The sequence below is a fragment of the Glycomyces tritici genome (genome assembly GCF_030403505.1).
Map to the genome: position 1 here is coordinate 372,325 of NZ_JAUEMJ010000005.1, position 20,022 is coordinate 392,346.

Here is a 20,022-nt window from a genome sequence, read left to right on the forward strand (position 1 = left end):
CCGCGCAAGCGTGTCCGACGCCCTCTTCGTTGCAGCGCAACCGACCACGGATCGCCGTCGGGCTGCGACCGGCATTGGTCACCGGTGATAGGAGTGGTACGTATGCAGCGTGGTTCTCGTGTCGATCAGGTGGCAGTGCTGTGATTGCAGGTGCCCGCCGCGGAGGACCTCCTGGAACGAGAGCACACCGCCTCCATGGAGTGCCAGGCTGAACCTGCTGAGGCCCAGAAACTCCCGGTTCAGCTCAAAGCCTTGTTCGAGGCCGCGTGCGATCCCCCGACTGATCGCCTCGACCGCTTCGTCATAGGTGCTGTGCTGCGAGGGGTCGGGTGCCCCGAACACGCTGTTCCTCAGCACGGTGATCCTCGCCGCGGCCGGCGAGACGTCATCGGCGGTCCGCATCAGCTCTCGCACCCGCGAGTGCACGGACTCGAAGGCATCAGGGACCGGTGCCATAACCCGCTCGGTTCCAGTGTCCGGCATGAGCCAGAGGCCATGGGGTGGAACGGCACGAGCGAACCGGGACGCGAGACGGTCGTACTCGGCCTCGCAGGCGGTGCACGCGTGCTCCGGCGGCTTGCCGTAGCCGGCCCCCCGGAGCACCCGAACCGTCGCCTCTGGCCGCGACCTGCCGCAGAAGTCGCAGTCGGCTGCGACACCACCGCGCGCCCTGCCCGAACGCCTCTTGAAGAACCCCATAGCGGCCAAGTTAGCGGGAACCGCATGGGACCGGTCCCGAGATGTCTGCGCACACCGCGATCGCCGTCTCGAAGCCGCCCGACCCGTGGAGACCCCGAGGCCGGTGAACTCGGGCACGCTCAGCGCGGGCCGTGAAACATTCGCGCCCGCGCGGGCGTTGCGCGGCATATGAAGACTCCGCAGCCCCTCCGGCTCTCGCTGCTCGACCGCGCCGTCATCGCCGAGGGCGAGACGCCCGCCGAGACTCTGCGCGACGTCGTCGGCAACGCCAGGCAGGCCGAGGACCTGGGCTTCCACCGCTACTGGGTGGCCGAGCACCACAGCGTGCCCGGAATCGCCGGTTCGGCGCCCACCGTGCTGGCGGCGGCCGTCGCGGCGGCGACTTCGCGGATCCGGGTCGGCACCGGCGGCGTCATGCTGCCCAACCACCGGCCGCTCGTGGTCGCCGAGCAGTTCGGGGTCCTGGAGTCGCTGTTCGAAGGCCGCATCGACATGGGCTTGGGGCGCACCCTCGGGTTCGTCCCGGCCGTCCGGGCCGCGCTCGGCCACGACCTGGACGAGGCCGACCACTTCGACGAGCTCCTGACCGAACTCCTCGGCTACTTCACCGGCGAGCAGCGAACCCATCCGGGCGTGCACGCGCGGCCCGGCGAAGGGCTGCGCCCCGAGCCCTTCGTCCTGGCGGTCGGCTCCGGCGGCGAGTACGCCGCCAGGCACGGCGTAGGCCTGGTCATCGCCCCGTCCAAAGGCCTCGCGGCGACGCGCGCCAAGATCGACGAGTACCGCCGCAGCTTCCAGCCCTCAGCGTGGCGGTCCGAGCCGTACGTCGTCGTCGCGCAGACCGTCGCCGTGGCCGAGACCCGCGAGGCCGCCGAGGACCTGCTGCTCCCCGAGCACTGGTCGACCGCGTTGTCCCGCACCAGAGGCGAGTTCCCGCCGCTGCGGCCCGCCGCCGAGATCCGGGCGGTCGACAAGACCAGCCGCGAATCCAAGTACCTCGAACAGGCCCTGACGGGCGCGATCCACGGCACCGCGGACGAGGTGGCCCCGCGCCTGACCGACCTCGCCGAGGCCACCGGCGCGGACGAACTCCTCATCGGCACCTCGTCCTACGACCGCAAGGCCCTCTTCGACTCCCACCGCCGCCTCGCCGGACTCGCCGGCGCCTAGCCGGCGTTCCGCCCTCGCTCCCGCGAGGACGGAACGGCCTCGCCTGCGCTAACCCTGACCGAGCGCCTCCGCGGTCGCCGTGCCGCGCATGTCCGCCACCGGTCCCTCGTACAAGACCCGCCCGCCGTGGCGGCCCGCGCCCGGACCGAGGTCCACGATCCAGTCGGCGCGGCGGATCACGTCGAGGTTGTGTTCGATGACCACCACGGTGTGCCCGCCCTCGACGAGCTGCGACAGCACCTCCATGAGCGTGCCGATGTCGCGCAGGTGCAGCCCGGTCGTCGGCTCGTCGAGCACGTACAGCGACGGCTCGGCGGCGTCCCGCAGCTCCCTCGCGATCTTGACGCGCTGGCACTCCCCGCCCGACAGCGTGTTGAGCGGCTGCCCGAGGCGCAGGTAGCCGAGGCCGACCCGGTCGAGCTCGCGCAGCGCCTTCCGGATCGCCGGGTCCGCGAGCCGGTGCAGCGCATCCGAAATGGTCAGGTCGTCCACCTCCGCGATGGTGAGCCCGTCGACGCGGTGCCGCAGCGCCTCCCCGGTGAACCGGCGTCCGCCGCACGTCTCGCACACGGCCTCCTGCCCGTCCATGAACGCCAGGTCGGTGTAGACGATGCCGAGGCCCTTGCAGTCGGGGCAGCCCCCCTCGGAGTTCGCGCTGAAGTACTTGGCCGGCAGGCCGCTCGCCTTCGCGAACAGCCGCCGGACAGGTGCGGCGATCCCGGTATAGGTGATCGGCGTGGACCGGCGGTTCGCGCCGACGGGGCGCTGGTCGACGACGATCGCGCCGTGCTGCTCGACGAGCTCGGCCGCCAGGCTCGACTTTCCGGACCCGGCGACGCCGGTGAGCACGGTCAAGACCCCGACAGGGACGTCGACGGTGACGTCCTGGAGGTTGTTCCGCCCGGCTTGCTCGATCGTGATCGATGCGGCGGCCTCGCGCGGCGCCGCGCCGGCCGGGGCCCGATTCGCGAGGGCGAGCGCCGTCGGCGTGCCGGCACTGCGCAGCTCGTCGAACGTCCCCTGGAACACCACGCTCCCGCCGTCGGCGCCCGCGTCGGGGCCGATCTCGACGATCTGGTCCGCTACCGCCATCACGGCCGGGTCGTGCTCGACGACGAGTACGGTGTTCCCCTTGTCCCGCAGCCGCTTCAGCAACTCGGTCATGGCATCGACATCGTGCGGGTGCAGGCCCACGGTCGGCTCGTCGAAGATGTACAGCATCTCGATCAGGCTGCTGCCCAAGTGCTTCACGGTCTTCACCCGCTGCGACTCGCCACCGGACAGGCTCGTCGTGGCCCGCCCCAGGTGCAGGTAGCCGAGGCCGATCGCGTCCATCGCGCGCAGCCGTTCCACCAGCGCCGACACCACCGGCGCCACGGCCGTTTCCTTCACGCCCGCAACGAGGTCCGCCAGTTCGGCGACCTCCATGAGCGCCATCTCGCCGATAGTGCGTCCGAGCACGGTGACGGCCCTGGCCTCGGCGTTCAACCGGTCGCCGCCGCACTCCGGGCAGGTGCCGGAGCGCGTGAACCGGTCGATGGCCTCCTGCTTGCGGTCGGACAGGTGGTCGGAGGTGCGCAGGTAGATCCGCTCGAACCACGCCACCAGGCCCTCGAAGTCGGCCGGCGGCTTCGGGTCGAGCCGGGCGGCGTGCTCGCCGCCGTACAGCAGCGCGAGGCGCTCGCCTTCGGTCCAGTCCCGCAGCGGCGCGTCGACCGGGAACGATCCGATGTCGGTGAATTTGGAATGCCAGTAGCCGCCGTCCACGAAGCCGGGCAGGAGGATCGCGCCCTCTTTCAGCGTTCTGCCGAGGTCCAGGAAGGACGCGGTGTCGATCTCGACGGCCTCGCCGAGGCCCGAGCACGTCGGGCACATGCCCGCGGGGTCGTTGAAGGAGAAGCGGTTCGACTCGCCGTCGAGATGCGGTTCGCCGATCCGCGAGTACAGCAGCCGCAGGTGCGTCCACGTGTCCGTGATCGTGCCGACCGTGGACCTGGCGTTGCCGCCGAGGCGGCGCTGGTCGATGACGACCACGGGCGACAGGCCGGAAATCTCATCGGCCTCGGGACGGGTCCACTTCGGCATCCGGTTCCGAAGGAACGGCGGGTACGTCTCGTTGACCTGGTGGCCGGCTTCGGCGGCGATCGTGTCGAATACGAGAGAGGACTTTCCGGAGCCGGACACGCCCGCGAACACGGTCAGCGTCCCGCGCGGCACCTCCAGGTCGATCGACTTGAGGTTGTTCGATCTTGCGCCGCGGATGCGGATCATTCGCTCGTTCATGGGGCCCACGCTAAGCGCAGATGCGGCCGGTTCTTGACCGCGATTTGCGGCAGACTGGGGACATGCCCGATGTCACCCGCAGAATGCTCTCGCTCCTGGCGTCATTGCAGACCGGCCGCTCGTTCGGCGGCGGTGAACTCGCCTCGCGCCTCGGCGTCAGCCCGCGCACGCTGCGGCGGGACGTCGACCGCCTGCGCGAGTACGGCTACCCGGTGGAGACCCGCCCCGGCCCCGGCGGTCACTACCGGCTCACCGCGGGCGCCGTGATGCCGCCGCTCATGCTCGAGGACGACGAGGCCGTCGCGGTCCTCCTCGGACTCGCCGCGCTCGCGGCCACCGGCAGCGCCGATGAGGGCTCGGTCGATGAAGCCGCCACGCGCGCTTACGGAAAGGTGGAGCAGTACCTCCCGAAACGCCTCCGCCATCGGATCGCGCGGGTCCGCTCCAGTCTGGACACCAGCGAGGTCCGCGCCCCGAGCACCAGCGCCGGAGACCTCGCCGAGCTCGCCGACGCGATCGCGGCCCGGCAGGTCGTGGCCTTCGACTACGAGCGCAAGGACGGCACGGCCTCGTCCCGCCGCGTCGAGCCCTACCGGCAGGTCCACCACCTCCAACGCTGGTTCCTCCTCGGCTGGGATCTCGACCGCGGCGACTGGCGGCTCTTCCGCATCGACCGCGTCTCGGGTCTGCGCCTGTCCACGGTCCGCTTCGAACCGAGGTCCGCTCCGCCCGCCGTCGACTACCTCGTCGACGGCATCGGCAGGAACCGCCAGCCGGTCGCGTTCATCATCGAAGGCCCGCCGGGGCCGATCGCCGAGGCGTTCCGCCACGACACGGTGGAACTGAGCGCCCTCGACAGCGGGCGAACCCGCGTGGCCATGCGCCTCGACTCGTGGGAGTGGCCGCTCGCAGCGCTCGCGTTCGCCGACGCCGACTTCACGATCGAAGCGCCGGACGAGTTCCGGGAAGGGTTCCGCCGCTTCGCCGAGCGCCTGCACGCGGCGGTCACCGACGACGGTTGACCGGGCGCCGACTGTCAGCATCGGGGTCATGGACATCGCAGCGGCAACAGCGAAGGCGAACGCCTGGGCGGCGCTCTTCGACCGGCTCAACGAGGCGAACGGCCAGCGCGCCTGGTCGGGACTCGACCTGGCGCTCGGCTTCGTCGGCGATGCGGGCGACCTCATGCGGCAGGTGCAGGTCGCCGAGAACGTGCGCTCGTACCCGGGAGGCCGGGAAGCGCTCGAACACGAACTCGCCGACTGCCTGTGGTCGGTCCTGATGCTGGCCGACCGGTACGGGGTCGACCTCGCGGCGGCGTTTGAGAACACCACGACGCAGCTTGAAGCGCGGGTCAGTGCCGAACTGGCCGCGCTCGAAGCGGACGCATAGCGAGGCGGCGGGCCCGATCCTCGGACCCGCCGCCTCGCCTTGCCGCTACTTCGTCTCGCCTCGGCCGCAGGCCCGGCACAGGCCGCGCCTGCGCTGGTGGTAGGCCATGGCCGCCACGAACAGGGCCGCGCCCCACACCACCCACAGCGTCTCCGGCAGCTCCAGCGGCCACGTCTCGGCCGTCACCCCGCCCCGGCCGGCCACCACCCGGATGTACATGCCGCCCGCCGAGGCCACGAGCGCCGCGACCAGCGTCGCCGGCACCACCGCCAGCATCGGCGGGACCCGCTTGCCGCGCAGGCCGATCATCCAGCGCGGGAAGACCTCGCCCCACCGCTGGATCAGCCCCAGGGTGAGGACCGCGCCGATCCCGCCGAGCGTCGCCAGCGCGGCCCCTGCGAGCCACAGGCCCTCCTCCTGCCCTTGGGCGTAGAACTCGGGGTCGATGCCGAGACTGAAGCCGAGCGCCCAGGCCCAGCGGGTGACCGAGTAGACCAGCGGGATCGCGAAGGCGGTCCACGTGGCGGGCTTCGCCCAGCGCTGGAGCGTCGAGGGCCGTTCGACCTCGCCGCGGCCGCAGCTGGTGCAGTCGCCGTTCACCTTGCGGCGGTAGGCGACCGCCGTGAGCGCCCATACGACGCCTGCGAGGAGCAGCATGAGCAGGTTGAGCCGTTCGGGCCGGTAGAGCACCTGCCATCCGACGCCTTCGGGCCAGCCGAAGAACACCTTCCCGATGAGCATCACCGGGGTGTAGGCCACGACGATGAGCGTGCGGTAGTCCTGGACGACCACGGTCAGGCCGATCGCCGTGATCCAGGCGTACGCCGGGAGGAGCCACCGCGCCGCCCCACTGCGGAAGCCCCGGGCCATGAGCGCGCCCGCCGCTGCGCCGAGCGCACCGAGTCCGGCGATGATCGGCCCGGCCACCTCGGGCGTCGAAAGACCGAGCAGCGAGACTTTGAAGGCGAATCCGGGCTCGCCCATGAGCTCGGCGTCGCCGACGCCGAACGGGAAGCCGGGACCGCCCATGGCCCAGATGAGTCCGAGTGCGCCGTACAGGAGCGACCAGGCCGCTGCCGCGTAACCGATCCATGCGGGCCAGCCGGTCCGGGGGCGCCGAGTCTTCGTGAGCATTTCCGTCATGCCTCAAGCCTCGTCGCGCCGGGCCCTCGCGCACATGTGCCGAAAGGGCCCTTCCGGCCGGTCCGGAGGCCGCTGATATGCCGTTCGGCCTATCGGCGGCGGCCTGCGAAACTGTCTATAGTCGGCGAATGCCCTCCGAGCCCCCCGGCAGCGCCTTGGACGCCGCGATCGACCGCCTGTACACCGTTTTCTCGACGGTGCCGCGACCGGCGGCGATCGACCTGTGCCCGTGCTGCATGACCGAGGCCGAGGCCGCCGCGATCCTCGTCCCGGTGCCGTTGCGCGAGCTGCGCACTGAGGTGCTCGCGCCGTACGCCGGCGACGTCCTGCTCACCGTCGGGAGCGTGGCGGACTTCCGCTACTTCCTCCCGCGGATCTTCGACATCGCCTGCACGAGCGGATTCGACTGGCCCGAACTCGAACCGCTCTTCCGGCGGCTGCGCGACGCCGCATGGACGGCGTGGGCCGCCGAGGAGCAGGCGGGGATCCGCGGCCTCCTCCAGGCGTACTGGGAGCAGACGCTCGCGGTCGGCGAGCACGACGCCGGCACCGTGCTGTGCGCCATCGGCAACGCCGAAGACGACCTCGGCCCCTACCTCGACGAGTGGACCGCCGCGCTCGGCCATCCGACCGCGGCCGCCGAACTGAGGGACCTGCTCCAGCACGGGACGCGCTGGAAGCACGGGACCATGCGGTTGACGAACGCGTTCTGGGGCCGCCGGGGAGCCCAGGTCCTCCAGTGGCTCGGCGGCGCCGAACTGCGGGCCGCGGTCGCCCAGGCGTTCGCCGCCGCCGCATCCGAGGCGTCGCTGCAGGCGCTGGCGGACATCGACGACCTGTTGGCGGTGCACGGCCGATGAGGTTCGCCCGCGTGCCGCTCGTGGTCGCCGGCGTGCTCGCGCTGCTGTACGGCGCGGTGTGGATGCCGCCGGACCCGGTGGTGCATCTCGTCAGCGGGCTCACCGCGTGCGTCGCGGTCGTCGCCCTGCTCGGCACCGGGCCCCGAGGCCGCCGTCTCGCCCCGGCCGCGGCCACTGTCGCCGGTGCGGCCTCGATCGCCTTGACCGCGACGACCTTCGCGAGCCGCACGCCCGGCGATGCCGAGACCATGACGTGGTTCTTCCTCGAAGCGGTCGCCCTGACGGCCCTGGTGTACCTGGCGGTCCTGTGGGGACCGCGCGCCGGAGCCGCCGTCGCCGGGATCGCACCGGCGATCGCCACCTCGTTCCTGCTGTTCCGCTTCGACTCCGGCGAGGAGGGGCCGGGCCAGATCGTGGGGGCGGCGGTCTGGCTGGTCCCCGCCGCGATCGCGGCGGGCGCGGCGCTGTACCTGCGCTGGCTGGCGGCGGGCCGCCGCCGCGCGGTGCTCGACGCCCGGCGGGAGCAGCGGCTCGACCTGGCGAACGACCTGCACGACTTCGTGGCGCACGACATCAGCGAGATCGTGGCCCAGGCCCAGGCCGGGCGCATCGTCTTCGGCGGGGACCGGCCCGAGCTCGCGAAACTGCTGGAGCGCATCGAGACCGCCGGTGTGCGCGCCCTCGGCTCCATGGACCGGACCTTGGCGCTCCTGCGGGACCCGGGCGAGGCCGCGAGGGCACCGGTCGGCGGGGTCGACGATCTCGAGGCGCTCGTGGAGCGGTTCAACGAAGGCGGCGGCCCGCAGGCCGTGCTCGCGCTCAGGCTTACAGGACCCGTGGACCGCGAGACCGGTGCGGTCGTGCACCGCACGGTCACCGAAGCGCTCACCAATGTGCGCCGCCATGCGCCCACGGCCGCAACCGTGTCGATCGAATTGACCGAAGTGGACGGATCGCTGCGCCTGCGGGTCGAGGACGACGGCCGGGACGCGCCGAAGCCGTCGTTCCGCGACTCCTCCGGCCTCGGCCTGGCCGGGATGGCCGAACGGGCCGAGAGCCTCGGCGGGCGCTTCGAGGCCGGGCCCCGCGAACCCGCGGGCTGGCGCATCACCCTGCGGCTCCCGTTGCAGGACATCAATGAAGGAGCACCGCTGTGACGATCCGCGTCCTCATCGCCGACGACCAGGAGGGCATCCGCGAGGCCTTCCGCATGGTGATCGACGCCCAGCCGGACATGCGCGTGGTCGCCGAGGCCGCCGACGGCCGCAGTGCCCTCGCGCAGGCCGAGCTGCTGCGCCCCGACGTGGTGCTCGCCGACATCCGCATGCCCGTGATGGACGGCCTCGAACTGACCCGCCGCCTCGCCGGACCGGAGGTCGCCGACCCGGTGAAGGTGGTCGTGGTGACCACGTTCGACCTCGACGAGTACGTGTACACCGCGCTGCGCGACGGCGCGTGCGGCTACCTCCTCAAACGGTCCGGCCCGAACCTCGTCATCGAGGCGATCCGCGCCGCCGTCTCCGGCGAGACCCTCATCAGCCCGCAGATCACGGTCAAGCTGCTGCGCAAGATGATCCCGCCGCAGGCGCCGACCAAGAGCGGTGAGGCCCTGAGCGAACGCGAGCTCGAAGTGGTGCGGCTGGTCGCGCGCGGGCTCCAGAACGACGAGATCGCGGGGGAGCTGTTCATCAGCGCCGGGACCGTCAAGAACCACCTCGCGAACGTGCAGCGCCGCCTCGGCGTCCGCAACCGCGTCGAGATCGCCGCGTGGGCCTGGTCCACCGGGCAGGTGACCGCCTGAGCGGCGCCTTCCGCGACCTCGTTCCACGCTGGAGCGACAACTGCCTTACGCTCGAGGCATTTACCGGGAGGAGGTCCGATGGCGCGAGCGTCACGGACGCAGGCAGTGGTCGAACAGGTCCTCGACGCCATCATCGACGGCAAGCTGCAACCCGGTGAGCCCCTGCCGCCCGAAGGGGTGCTCGCCGAGGACCTGCACGTCTCGCGGCTCACCTTGCGCGAGGCCGTGCGGCTGCTCCAGGCCCAAGGGGTCATCGTCCAGGTGCCGGGCCGCCGCCACCGCGTCGCCCCCGTCGCCCAGTGGACCGGGATCGAGGCCGTCGTCCGGCACGCCCGCAGCGCGGGGGAGCGCAAGCGCTCCTCGCTCGAACTGCTCGAAGTGCGGATGATGATCGAGACCGGCGCCGCCGAGCTCGCGGCCGAGCGGCGAACGGAGGCCGACCTCGACGCGCTGCGCGAACTCATCGGCCGCATGAAGACCGCGCACGCGAAGTCCGATGTGGTCGCTTTCGTGGCCGCCGACCTGGAGTTCCACGACGTGATCCTCCGCGCGGCCGACAACCGCATCCTCGTCGCGGCCCTCCTGCCGCTGACGGCGGTGCTCGCCGAGACGCGCAGCGAGACCAGCGCCGTGGCCGAGATCCGCGAGCACGCCATCGCCGAGCACACCGCGATCGTGGCCGCGCTCGCCTCCGGGGACCGCCTCGCGGCCCGGGACGCCATGGCCGGCCACATGGAACAGACCCGCGTCGACCTGCTCGAACACGTGCACTCGCGTCGCTAGGGCGTTGTAGGAAGCCCTGCCGTCCGGACCACTCGACGCGCTGTCAGGGCCGCCGCATGCGGCACCGATGCCCAACGGCCGCACCGCATTGCGGGCTGGACTCAGGCGCGCCGGGCCGGGAGGTTCGCGATCACCGCTTCGGTGACCTCGGCCGTCGTGGCATCGCCGCCCACGTCCCGGGTGCGGACGCCCTGGGCCGTGGCCGCTTCGATCGCCTTGCGCAGGCCCTCGGCCTCGCCGCGCAGCCCGAAGTGGTCGAGCATCATCGCGGCGCTGCCGAACGCGCCGATCGGATTGCACACGCCCCGGCCCGCGATGTCGGGCGCCGAGCCGTGCACCGGCTCGAACATGCTCGGGAAGCGCCGCTCCGGGTTGAGGTTCGCGCTCGGCGCGAGGCCGAGGCTCCCGGCGAGGGCGCTGCCGAGGTCGGAGAGGATGTCCGCGAACAGGTTGGAGGCCACCACCACCGAGAGCGACTCGGGCTGCAGCACGAACTTCGCGCTCATCGCGTCGACCAGGACGCTCTCGGTCGCCACGTCCGGGTACTCGGCCGCGACCCGCTGGAACACCTGGTCCCACATGACCATCCCGTACTGCTGGGCGTTGCTCTTGGTCACGCTGGAGACCTTCTTGCGCGCCCGCGTGCGGGCCAGCTCGAAGGCGTACCGGATGATCCGCTCGCAGCCCACCTCGGTGAACAGCGCCGACTGGACCGCGATCTCGCCCTTGTCCTCGCGCGCGGCGAACGTGTGGCCGCCGAACCCGGCGTACTCGCCCTCGGAGTTCTCCCGCACCACGACCCAGTCCAGGTCCGTGTCGTCGGCCTTGCGCAGCGGGCTCTGGATTCCCGGCAGGAACTGCACGGGCCGCAGGTTCGCCCACTGGTCGAAGCCCTGGCAGATCTTGAGCCGCAGCCCCCACAGGCTCACGTGATCAGGCACCGTGGGCCAGCCGACCGCGCCGAAGTAGATCGCGTCGAAGTCCTTGAGCGTCTCGAGGCCGTCCTCGGCCATCATCACGCCGTGCTCGGCGTAGTAGTCCGAGCCCCAGGGGAACTCCTCCCACGCGAACGAGAAGCCCGCGCCGCCCGCCTCGATCGCGTCCAGGACTTCCCTCCCGGCGGCCACGACCTCGCGGCCGACCCCGTCGGCGGGGATGGCGGCGATGCGGAACTCCTTGGCGCTCATGGGTCCTCCTCGAATGCGATGATGCTCGCCTCGAGTGAACAACGCGGCCGGTCCCGGTGTCCAAGACCGATCCGCGATCGGCGCGATCGGTGCGGCCTATCGCCGCCAGTCGGCGGCCAGATCCAGGAACGCCTGCGCCGCCGGCGTCAGCCCGGACGGGCGGCTCACCAGCGCGATGCGCAGGTCCCACGCCGGCTCGATCCGGTGCACGGCGGCCCCGGCGCGCTGGGCCAGCGGCGTCCACGACGAGGGCATCACCGCGTGTCCGAACCCGGCCAGCACCAGCGTCAGGATCGACGTGCGGTGCGCGACCTCGGCCGCGATCCGCACCCCGATGCCGCGCGCGATCAGGTCGTCCACGAAGCGGCGCATGAACGTCCCGTACTGCGACACGATGAGCCGCACGCCCTCCAGGTCGGTGTCGCGCACCGTGTCGCCCTCGGGCAGGCCGTGGTCGGGCGGGGAGATGAGCACCAAAGGCTGGTCGTTGATCGCCTGCACCCGCAGCTCGGCGGTGCGCACGTCGCCCGCCGAACCGAGCAGCCCGATCTCGGCCACCCCGGTCCGCACGCTCGCCACCACCTCGTCGGCCGTGAACGCGCCGTCCACCCGGAACTCGACGCCCGGGTGCTTCTCCGCGAAGCGGCACATCATCTCGGTGAGCGGCTCGATCCCCGGCGAGGGCATGGACACCAGGTCCAGTCGGCCCGTCTGGAGCCCCTTCACCGCCTGCGCCGCCGCGCGGGCCGCGTCGAGGTCGCGCAGCACCTGCCGGGCGGGCTCGACGAGCTGGCGGCCCGCCTCGCTGAGCACCACGCCGCGCCCGACCCGGTGGAACAGCTGCACGCCCAGCTCCCGCTCCAGGTTCCCGATCGCCTGCGAGAGCGAGGGCTGGGCGATGTGGATCTGCTCGGCGGCCCGGCCGAAGCCGCCGTGGTCGACCACGGCGAGGAAGTACCCGAGCTGGCGCGCGTCCATGGCCCCTCCGTCCGGTTCGCGGTATTTCGGAGTCTAGGCCCGGCCGGACCCCGGCCGGGCCCGGACTCCGTCAGCCCCCGATGTTGGTGAGCGCCACCATCGTCGGAATGGTGAGGGTGATGAGCACGCCGCCGATGATGTCGAAGGCGATGCCGGAGCGGATCATCCGCGGCATCGACACGCAGCCGGTGCCGTAGACGATCGCGTTCTGCGGCGTCGACACCGGCAGCATGAACCCGAGCGAGGCCGCGAACGTGGCCGCCAGCGCCGGGACGAGCGGGTCGACGCCGGTGGCGGCGGCCAGCGGGATGATGATCGGGACCACGACCGCCGCCGACGCGGTGTTGCTGGTGGTCTCGGAGATGACGATCGCGAGCAGCACCGCGAACGCGGTGATGGCGAAGGCGCTGGTGATGCCGAAGGTGTTCGCCGCGCCGTTGCCGATGGTCTCGGCGAGGCCGGTCGCGGAGAGCATGGCGCCGAAGATGATGCCGGTGCCGAACAGCAGGATGGTGCCCCAGTCGATCTGGCCGGCGTCCTTCCACGTCATGGTCGCCTCCTGCTCGGACCAGTTGACGGGGAGGATGAACAGCAGGGCGGCGCCGATGACGGCGGCGACGCCTTCGTTGAGGCGGTCGTCGACCAGTGCGTAGGCCTCGGAGCCGGTGCCGGCGACGAGGCCGACGACGGCGGGGACGAGCCAGAGGGACACGGTGACGGCGAAGGCGACGACGGTGTTCTTCTCGGCGCGGCTCATGGGGCCCTGCGCGGCGCGCTGCTCGCGGATGTACTCCTCGACGCCTTCGATGCGGCGCACCTCGGGCTTGTTGATGAGCAGCAGCACCACGAAGAGGATCACGAACATGAGCAGGCAGATGGGGAGTGCGGTGAGCATCCACTGCCCGAAGGAGATCCGCTCGCCGGTGGCCTCCTCGATGAGGCCGCGCCCGATCAGGTTGGGCGGGGATCCGACGGGCGTGAGCAGTCCGCCGACGCTGGCGCCGTAGGCCAGCATGAGCATGAGGGCCGCGCCGACGCGCAGCGTCATCGGGTCGAAGTCGGGGCGGACGACGCCCTGGTCCTGCATGAGCTTGGCGATGACGGCGAGGATGCCGAGCGCGGTGGGCATGAGCATCGCGACGGTGGCGGTGTTGGAGACGAACGCCGAGAGGATGCAGGTGATGGCGCCGAAGGCGATGATGGTGCGGAAGGTGGAGCGCCCGACGCCGGGGATGGCGAGGATGGCGAACGCGATGCGCTGGGCCACACCGTGTTTGAGCATCGCCTGGGCGAGGATGAACGCGCCGATGAAGGTGAAGATGGTGGTGGAGCCGAAGGGGGCGAGCACTTCGTCGGAGGGTGCGACGCCGAGCAGGATGATGGCGGAGACGCCGATGAGGCCGCCGATGGGGATGGGTATCGGCTCGCAGATCCAGAGCACGACGACGCCGAGGAGCACGGCCGCGAGGCTCTGCTGCTCGCCGGGGATGTCCATGGGCAGGAAGAAGAACAGGAGCGAGACGGCGGGGGCGAGGAACCAGCCGACGAGGCGGCGGCCCTTCTCGAACTTTGCCTCGGCGCCGGAGCGGCCGAGTTCGGAGAGGCTGCGGTAGGTGCTGCCGCCGAGGAGCGCCTGCTCGACGTCGGTGCGGGGTCCTTCAGCGGTTGTGCTTGCGGGCGTTGCCTTCTGAGGCTGCTCCGGGACGGTGGACGTCATGCCTCCTCCTTGAGGGATAGATTTGGATCACTCTCTCACCGGGCGACATACCGGGTCCAAGACACACATCCTCTCCGGCGCATAGGTGCTGCCTATGGGTCTGCCGCGGAAACTGGAGCGCTCTCGTTAAATATCGAAGATATTGACTCCATGGATGTTGATTGTTACCCTTCACATCATCATTTCGGCTGCAAGATCCCCTGGAGAGTCAATGACGACATCGCCCTCACCCCGTCCTGCCGCGCGGCTCAGCCGCCGCGGCCTCATCGCGGCCGCCGCCGCCCTCCCCGCCGCTGCACTGCTTCCGGCGTCGCCCGCGGCGGCCCAGACCGCCTACACCGGCTACCTCATGGCCCACTTCATCGGCGAGGGCTCCGGCGGCGAGCAGATCTACCTCTCCCACTCCGACAACGGCCTCAACTGGACCGACCTCAACCGCGGCCAGATCGTCCTGCGCACCCCGCTGGGCACCAAGGGCGTGCGCGACCCCATCATCGTGCGCAGCCCGGCCGGCAACCGCTACTGGATCGTCGCCACCGACCTCCACATCGGCTCGGGCACCTCCTGGAGCGACGCCGCCAACAGGGGCAGCCGCAACCTCGTCGTGTGGGAGTCCGCCGACCTCGTGAACTGGTCGATCCCGTGGCTGCTGCCCGTCGCCGCGTCCATCGGCGACGCCGGGGACGCGTGGGCGCCCGAGGCGATCTGGGACGCCGCGGCCGGGAACTACTTCCTGTACTGGGCCACCAACTCCACGTTGAACGGCGAGAAGAAGCACCGCATCTGGAGCGCCCGCACCACCGACTTCCGGTCGATCACGACTCCGCAGGTGTACATCGAACGCCCCGGCCTCGAAGAGCTCATCGACACCCAGATCATCGAGGCCAACACCGGCGGCTACCGCTACTACCGCGCCTCCAAGCACACTCAGATCGTCATCGAGGGCGGCAACTCGCTCACCGGCTCGTGGACGCGCCTGGGCGACCTGTCGACCCTCACCGGCGGCGGCGTCGAGGGCCCGATGTGGGCGAAGTTCAACGACCGCAACGAATGGGCGCTCTGGCTCGACCAGTACGCCACCGGCCGCGGCTACATGCCCGTGCTCACCACCAACCCGGCGGCCGTCTCCGGCTACCGCAAGGTGACCAACTACAGCCTCGGCTCCAACCTGAAGCGCCACGGCTACGTCCTCAACCTCACGCAGGCCGAGGAGACGCGGGTCCTGAACCGCTTCCAGAACCCCGTGTTCAACCGGCTCCAGTCCTACAACTACCAGGACCGCTACGTGCGCCACTACAACATGGACGTGCGCATCGACCCGGGCGTGAGCCCCCTCCAGGACTCGCAGTTCCGGCTCGTGCCGGGCCTGGCCTCCTCGAGCGCGGTCTCGTTCGAGTCGGTGAACTTCCCCGGGCACTTCCTGCGCCACGCGGACAACGACTTCGTCCTCGCCCCGCGCGCCTCCGGGGGCACGTTCAACGCCGACGCCACCTTCAACCGCGTTGCGGGCCTGGCCGACTCCTCGTGGAGCTCGTTCACGTCCTACAACTTCCCGACCCGCTACATCCGCCACTACGGGTACGCGCTGCGGCTCGACCCGGTGAGCACCGCCCAGGAGCGGGCGGACGCGACCTTCCGCGTCACCACGTAACCGGACCGCCCGGCGCGGGCCCCACCGCCCGCGCCGGGCCTCACACCTTGGGCTTGCGCGCCGCCGGGGAGCACAGGAGTGCCACGGCGACGAGCACGAGCACGACGTAGAACGCGTTCCGCAGCCCCACCTGGTCGCCCATGAGGCCGATCAGCGGCGGCCCGATGAGGAAGGCGCAGTAGCCCACGGTGGCCACGACCGCGACGTTCGCGGTGGCCTTCTCGGGGTCGTCGGCGGCGGCCGACATGCCCACGGGGAACCCGAGCGAGGCGCCCAGGCCCCAGAGCACGGTGCCGACGATCGCGACCGGCGCGGTCGGGCCGAGGATCACCAGCAGCAGGCCGACCAGCGCCAGCAGCGCCGACCCGGCCAGGACGGGCACGCGCCCGAACCTGTCGAGGAACAGCCCGCCGAAGGCCCGCCCGGCGGTCATCGCGGTGACGAACACGGCGAAGACGGCCGCGCCGCCGGGGTTGGTGAGGCCGTAGCCGTCGACCATCGCCAGGCCCAGCCAGTCGTTCGCGGTGCCCTCGGTGAAGGCCATGCCGAGGATGATGAGGCCGATGAGCAGCACGCGCACGTCCGCCCACGCGGACAGCCGGGTGCGCCACCCGGCCCGCTCGCCCGGCACGGCCTCGCGCGGCTCCTCCGCCGGGAGCAGGAACTTCACGACGTACACCGAGGCGATGAGGACCGCGACGCCCACGGCGGTCAAGTGCACGCCCGCGGTCACGCCGAGCTGCTCGGTGAGCGCCCCCAAGCCCGCGCCGAGCATCGTGCCCACGCTGAAGCCCGCGTGGAACATCGGCATCAGGGTCTTGCCGACGCGCCGCTCGTTGGCCGCGCCGGAGAGGTTCATCGCCACGTCGAGCACCGAGTTGCCCGCGCCGAGGACCATCAGCGCCGCGAACAGCCCCCAGTAGGACGGGGCGAACCCGGCGATGAGCCCGATCGCGACCAGGCCGACCGCCGTCAGCGCGAGGAACCAGCGGATCGCCGCCGTCGCCCCCAGATGGGCCACCACGTGGCCCGAGGCGATGAGCCCGACCATCGCGCCGGCCGAGAGCCCCAGGATGAGCACGCCCATCTCCTGGGTGGTCGCGCCGAGGATGTCGCGCATGTTCGGGACGCGCGCGGCCCAGTTGGCGAACACGAACCCCGAGAGGGCGAAGACCGCGAACACGGCGTTGCGCCAGTGCACGAGCGCGGGGTCGGTGCGGGCGGGCAGGGCGGTGCTGGTCACGGTGGTCCAATCGGGTGGCGGCGGGTGTCGGCCGGGCCCCGCGGGGCCCCGGTCCACCAGCTTGCACCGAGGTTTAACGTTCGACAAGCGGATTCGACGACCGAAGACCGCGCCGCGCCGCGCACCTGCGGCGGCGCCGAGACCGCCGCCGCCGGGTCCATGCTGGTAGCTACCGGCGCGCCGTGGGCGCCGCCGGACCGTCCGCAGACCGGAGGGCGCCGCGCACCGCGGCGCCCCGACCGAGAAAGGCCGCTTGTGAACCGTTCGAGCCACCTCACCGACCTCGAAGAGCAGTACGGCGCGCACAACTACCACCCGCTGCCGGTGGTCATCGCCGAAGGCGAGGGCGCCTGGGTCACCGACACCGAGGGCAACCGCTACCTCGACTGGCTCGCCGCCTACTCGGCCGTGAACTTCGGCCACCGCCACCCGCGCCTGACCGCCGCCGCGCACGCCCAGCTCGACCGGATCACCCTCGCCTCGCGCGCCTTCCGCACCGACGCGCTCGGCCCGTTTCTGGAAGGCCTCGCCGGCCTCTGCGGCAAGGACGCCGTGCTGCCCATGAACACCGGCGCCGAAGCGGTCGAGACCGCCGTCAAGGCCGCCCGCAAATGGGGCTACGAACGCAAGGGCATCGCCGCGAACCGGGCCCGGATCGCCGTCTTCGACGGGAACTTCCACGGCCGCACCACCACCATCGTCGGCTTCTCCTCCGACCCCGGCTCTCGCGAGGGCTTCGGTCCCTTCGACGGGGGCTTCGACTCCGTTCCGTACGGCGACATCGACGCGCTCGCCGCGGTCGTCGGCCCCGACACCGCGGCCGTGCTCCTCGAACCGGTCCAAGGCGAAGCGGGCGTCATCGTCCCGCCCGCAGGCTGGCTCGCCGAAGTCCGCCGCCTGTGCGACGAGCGCAATGTGCTCATGATCGCCGACGAGATCCAGTCCGGCCTGGGCCGCACCGGGCACACGTTCGCGTGCGACCGCGAGGACGTGAAGCCCGACGTCTACCTGCTCGGCAAGGCCCTCGGCGGCGGCATCGTCCCGCTCTCGGCCGTCGCCTGCGACCGCGAGGTGATGGACGTCTTCACCCCCGGCACCCACGGCTCCACGTTCGGCGGCAACCCGCTCGCCGCGGCCGTCGGCACCGAGGTCGTCGCCATGCTCGCCACCGGGGAGTGGCAGCAGCGCGCCCGCGACCTGGGCCGGTACCTCGAAGGCGCCCTCGTCCGCCTCGACCGGTCCAGAGTGGACGACATCCGGGTGTGCGGTCTGTGGGCCGGCGTCGACCTCGCCGACACCGCGCCCCCCGCCCGCGAGGTCTGCGAACGGCTGCTCCGACTCGGCGTGCTCGCCAAGGAGACCCACCGGCGCACCGTGCGCATCGCCCCGCCGCTCGTCATCGAGCCCGAGGAGATCGACCGCGGCGTCGCCGCCCTCGCCGAGGCCATCGGCTAAGGGGCCGCGACGAATCCCGCTGCGGCGCAATCCGAATGTGTGGCCTAGACGCCGATCGGCGATTCGCAACCGCCGCGGCGAGGCTGGTGCGAGGCCGGTGCGCACTGGTGTCCCAGCGCAGCGAAAGGGCCGGCCTCACGCCGAGGACGGGTACGGGGTGAAACCGCTGCGATGGTCCGTCACGTCCAGCGGCCTGCCGATCGCCGGGAACGCCCGCTGCGGGCAGCCCGAGCGGTCGCACACCTTGCACCCCGGCCCGATCGGGGTCAGCGCCGCCGGGCTCGCCAGGTCGAGCCCGTCCGCGTACACCAGCCGGTGCGCATGGTGGAGGTCGCAGCCCAGCCCGATCGCGAACGTCTTCGCCGGCGTCCCGAACCCGCCGTAGCGGCGGGTCACCGTGCGCGCCACCCACAGGTACGACCGCCCGTCCGGCATCTGCGCGAGCTGCGTGCGGATCTCACCGGGATGCGCGAACGCCTCGTACACGTTCCACAAGGGGCAGCTGCCGCCCACCCGCGAGAAGTGGAAGTCCGTGGCCGACTGCCGCTTCGAGATGTTCCCCGCCCGGTCCACCCGCACGAAGAAGAACGGCACGCCCCGCGACCCCGGCCGCTGCAGCGTGCTCAACCGGTGCGCCACCGTCTCGAACCCCACCCGGAACCGCCGCTGCAGCAGGTCCAGGTCGTACCGCAGTTCCTCTGCGGCACTGCGGAACACCCCGTACGGCAGGATCAGCGCCCCCGCGAAGTAGTTCGCCAGGCCGATCCGCGCCAGCGACCGCGCCTGCGGCCCCGAGAGGTCCGCGGCGGCAACGAGGCCGTCGATCAGGTCCGCGTGCTCGACCAACGCCAAGTGCGTGGCGAGCTGGAACGCGCGCTGGCCGGGGGAGAGCAGCGGCGAGACCCGCAGGACCCTCCCTTCGGGGTCGAACCGGCGCTTCGCCCCGGCCTGCTCGCCCGCGGCCAGGTCGGCCACCGCCGTGCCGTGCCGGTCCGCCAGGAGCCGCGCGAGCTCCGCGGCCAGGTCCGCCGGGTCCAGCCCGGCGGCGATCCGCTCGGCCGCCTCGTCCAGCTCGGGCACATAGTTCCGCTTGGCGTAGAACAGGTCCCGCACCTCCTCGTACGCCGTGGGCGCGGCCCCGGCGTCCAGCTCGGCGCTCATCGCCGTGTTGCGCTCCACCGCATGCCGGTAGCGCCGGTGCAGGTCCACCACGTACCGCGCCAGTTCCGGCATGCCCTCGGCGAGTTCGCGGGTCTGGTGCGGCCCGACCTGCTCGGCGTGCGCGGTGTCGGCCAGCGCGTCCCGCAGCTGCGCGTCGAGCCGGTCGCTCTCGGCCGCCGAGAACCGCTGCACGTCCACATCGAACACCTCGGCCAGGCGCAGCAGCACCGGGCCCGTGATGGGCCGCTGGTTCGACTCCATCTGGTTCACATAGCTCGTGGAGATGCCCAGCGCGGCGGCGAGCGACGCCTGCGTGAGCCCCTGCTCCTCGCGGAACCGGCGCAGCCGCAGCCCCACCTTGGCCGTCCTCAACGCCATCGTCAGGTCCTTTCACAACATTCACAAAACCGGGCCGATATTTCCACAAGAAACCACATGTTCAGTGCTTTCGATCGGCTGATCAGCTGTACATACTGTGAAGATACCCGTCGAAGGAGCC

Annotated in this window: 17 protein-coding genes; 9 read left to right on the forward strand and 8 right to left on the reverse strand. The window is 71.5% G+C overall.

What is annotated here, in order from left to right; genetic code table 11:
• Positions 1-78: 78 nt before the first annotated feature.
• Entirely contained in the window at positions 79-699 is a 621-nt protein-coding gene (locus QWI33_RS18555) for a hypothetical protein (RefSeq protein ID WP_289958638.1), read from the reverse strand.
• 168 nt (positions 700-867) lie between these two features.
• On the opposite strand from QWI33_RS18555, the gene QWI33_RS18560 reads away from it, so the two are divergent.
• Positions 868-1,869, forward strand: coding sequence for an MsnO8 family LLM class oxidoreductase (locus QWI33_RS18560; protein WP_289958639.1), 1,002 nt, complete (start codon positions 868-870; stop codon positions 1,867-1,869).
• Positions 1,870-1,917: 48 nt separating this feature from the next.
• On the opposite strand, the gene QWI33_RS18565 is transcribed toward QWI33_RS18560, so the two are convergent.
• The gene (locus QWI33_RS18565) at positions 1,918-4,152 is read right to left on the reverse strand and encodes an ATP-binding cassette domain-containing protein (RefSeq protein WP_289958640.1); all 2,235 of its coding nucleotides are present in this window, start codon (positions 4,150-4,152) and stop codon (positions 1,918-1,920) included.
• 62 nt (positions 4,153-4,214) lie between these two features.
• On the opposite strand from QWI33_RS18565, the gene QWI33_RS18570 reads away from it, so the two are divergent.
• Together QWI33_RS18570 and QWI33_RS18575 are read left to right on the forward strand one after the other, a co-directional pair.
• A complete protein-coding gene (locus QWI33_RS18570) occupies positions 4,215-5,174 on the forward strand; it encodes a helix-turn-helix transcriptional regulator (RefSeq protein ID WP_289958641.1) in 960 nt (319 codons plus the stop codon).
• Positions 5,175-5,202: 28 nt separating this feature from the next.
• The gene (locus QWI33_RS18575) at positions 5,203-5,544 is read left to right on the forward strand and encodes a MazG nucleotide pyrophosphohydrolase domain-containing protein (protein WP_289958642.1); all 342 of its coding nucleotides are present in this window, start codon (positions 5,203-5,205) and stop codon (positions 5,542-5,544) included.
• 45 nt (positions 5,545-5,589) lie between these two features.
• On the opposite strand, the gene QWI33_RS18580 is transcribed toward QWI33_RS18575, so the two are convergent.
• Entirely contained in the window at positions 5,590-6,687 is a 1,098-nt protein-coding gene (locus QWI33_RS18580; protein ID WP_289958643.1) for a hypothetical protein, read from the reverse strand.
• A 128-nt stretch (positions 6,688-6,815) separates the two neighbouring features.
• On the opposite strand from QWI33_RS18580, the gene QWI33_RS18585 reads away from it, so the two are divergent.
• From QWI33_RS18585 to QWI33_RS18600, 4 genes are all read left to right on the forward strand, one after another.
• A complete protein-coding gene (locus QWI33_RS18585; RefSeq protein WP_289958644.1) occupies positions 6,816-7,547 on the forward strand; it encodes a hypothetical protein in 732 nt (243 codons plus the stop codon).
• Positions 7,544-8,704, forward strand: a complete 1,161-nt coding sequence (locus QWI33_RS18590; RefSeq protein ID WP_289958645.1) for a sensor histidine kinase — start codon at positions 7,544-7,546, stop codon at positions 8,702-8,704. Before QWI33_RS18585 ends, QWI33_RS18590 begins: the two co-directional genes overlap by 4 nt.
• Positions 8,701-9,348 (forward strand): response regulator, encoded by a 648-nt coding sequence (locus tag QWI33_RS18595; protein ID WP_289958646.1) that lies wholly within the window; start codon positions 8,701-8,703, stop codon positions 9,346-9,348. Before QWI33_RS18590 ends, QWI33_RS18595 begins: the two co-directional genes overlap by 4 nt.
• Before the next feature lie 78 nt (positions 9,349-9,426).
• On the forward strand, positions 9,427-10,131 hold the full coding sequence (locus QWI33_RS18600; protein WP_289958647.1) for a FadR/GntR family transcriptional regulator: 705 nt from the start codon (positions 9,427-9,429) through the stop codon (positions 10,129-10,131).
• Between the two features lie 101 nt (positions 10,132-10,232).
• Here QWI33_RS18600 and QWI33_RS18605 read toward each other — a convergent pair whose 3' ends face one another.
• From QWI33_RS18605 to QWI33_RS18615, 3 genes are all read right to left on the reverse strand, one after another.
• On the reverse strand, positions 10,233-11,318 hold the full coding sequence (locus QWI33_RS18605; protein ID WP_289958648.1) for a tartrate dehydrogenase: 1,086 nt from the start codon (positions 11,316-11,318) through the stop codon (positions 10,233-10,235).
• A gap of 96 nt (positions 11,319-11,414) precedes the next feature.
• On the reverse strand, positions 11,415-12,296 hold the full coding sequence (locus QWI33_RS18610; protein ID WP_289958649.1) for a LysR family transcriptional regulator: 882 nt from the start codon (positions 12,294-12,296) through the stop codon (positions 11,415-11,417).
• 70 nt (positions 12,297-12,366) lie between these two features.
• Positions 12,367-14,013, reverse strand: a complete 1,647-nt coding sequence (locus QWI33_RS18615; RefSeq protein ID WP_289958650.1) for an SLC13 family permease — start codon at positions 14,011-14,013, stop codon at positions 12,367-12,369.
• A 211-nt stretch (positions 14,014-14,224) separates the two neighbouring features.
• On the opposite strand from QWI33_RS18615, the gene QWI33_RS18620 reads away from it, so the two are divergent.
• The gene (locus QWI33_RS18620; RefSeq protein ID WP_289958651.1) at positions 14,225-15,664 is read left to right on the forward strand and encodes a glycoside hydrolase family 43 protein; all 1,440 of its coding nucleotides are present in this window, start codon (positions 14,225-14,227) and stop codon (positions 15,662-15,664) included.
• Positions 15,665-15,704: 40 nt separating this feature from the next.
• Here the strand turns inward: QWI33_RS18620 and QWI33_RS18625 are convergent, their stop codons facing one another.
• Positions 15,705-16,907, reverse strand: a complete 1,203-nt coding sequence (locus QWI33_RS18625) for an MFS transporter (protein WP_289958652.1) — start codon at positions 16,905-16,907, stop codon at positions 15,705-15,707.
• 255 nt (positions 16,908-17,162) lie between these two features.
• Here QWI33_RS18625 and rocD point away from each other — a divergent pair, with 255 nt between their 5' ends.
• A complete protein-coding gene (gene rocD, locus QWI33_RS18630) occupies positions 17,163-18,362 on the forward strand; it encodes an ornithine--oxo-acid transaminase (RefSeq protein WP_289958653.1) in 1,200 nt (399 codons plus the stop codon).
• A 135-nt stretch (positions 18,363-18,497) separates the two neighbouring features.
• Here the strand turns inward: rocD and QWI33_RS18635 are convergent, their stop codons facing one another.
• Positions 18,498-19,901: a short-chain fatty acyl-CoA regulator family protein gene (locus QWI33_RS18635; RefSeq protein ID WP_289958654.1), complete on the reverse strand. Its 1,404-nt coding sequence runs from the start codon at positions 19,899-19,901 to the stop codon at positions 18,498-18,500.
• Positions 19,902-20,022 lie beyond the last annotated feature (121 nt).

What these genes read in the sequence shown, in the direction of transcription:
- QWI33_RS18555 (WP_289958638.1), bottom strand. Translation starts at nt 699, where the DNA reads ATGGGGTTCTTCAAGAGGCGTTCGGGCAGGGCGCGCGGTGGTGTCGCA.
- QWI33_RS18560 (WP_289958639.1), top strand. Translation starts at nt 868, where the DNA reads ATGAAGACTCCGCAGCCCCTCCGGCTCTCGCTGCTCGACCGCGCCGTC.
- QWI33_RS18565 (WP_289958640.1), bottom strand. Translation starts at nt 4,152, where the DNA reads ATGAACGAGCGAATGATCCGCATCCGCGGCGCAAGATCGAACAACCTC.
- QWI33_RS18570 (WP_289958641.1), top strand. Translation starts at nt 4,215, where the DNA reads ATGCCCGATGTCACCCGCAGAATGCTCTCGCTCCTGGCGTCATTGCAG.
- QWI33_RS18575 (WP_289958642.1), top strand. Translation starts at nt 5,203, where the DNA reads ATGGACATCGCAGCGGCAACAGCGAAGGCGAACGCCTGGGCGGCGCTC.
- QWI33_RS18580 (WP_289958643.1), bottom strand. Translation starts at nt 6,687, where the DNA reads ATGACGGAAATGCTCACGAAGACTCGGCGCCCCCGGACCGGCTGGCCC.
- QWI33_RS18585 (WP_289958644.1), top strand. Translation starts at nt 6,816, where the DNA reads ATGCCCTCCGAGCCCCCCGGCAGCGCCTTGGACGCCGCGATCGACCGC.
- QWI33_RS18590 (WP_289958645.1), top strand. Translation starts at nt 7,544, where the DNA reads ATGAGGTTCGCCCGCGTGCCGCTCGTGGTCGCCGGCGTGCTCGCGCTG.
- QWI33_RS18600 (WP_289958647.1), top strand. Translation starts at nt 9,427, where the DNA reads ATGGCGCGAGCGTCACGGACGCAGGCAGTGGTCGAACAGGTCCTCGAC.
- QWI33_RS18605 (WP_289958648.1), bottom strand. Translation starts at nt 11,318, where the DNA reads ATGAGCGCCAAGGAGTTCCGCATCGCCGCCATCCCCGCCGACGGGGTC.
- QWI33_RS18610 (WP_289958649.1), bottom strand. Translation starts at nt 12,296, where the DNA reads ATGGACGCGCGCCAGCTCGGGTACTTCCTCGCCGTGGTCGACCACGGC.
- QWI33_RS18615 (WP_289958650.1), bottom strand. Translation starts at nt 14,013, where the DNA reads ATGACGTCCACCGTCCCGGAGCAGCCTCAGAAGGCAACGCCCGCAAGC.
- QWI33_RS18620 (WP_289958651.1), top strand. Translation starts at nt 14,225, where the DNA reads ATGACGACATCGCCCTCACCCCGTCCTGCCGCGCGGCTCAGCCGCCGC.
- QWI33_RS18635 (WP_289958654.1), bottom strand. Translation starts at nt 19,901, where the DNA reads ATGGCGTTGAGGACGGCCAAGGTGGGGCTGCGGCTGCGCCGGTTCCGC.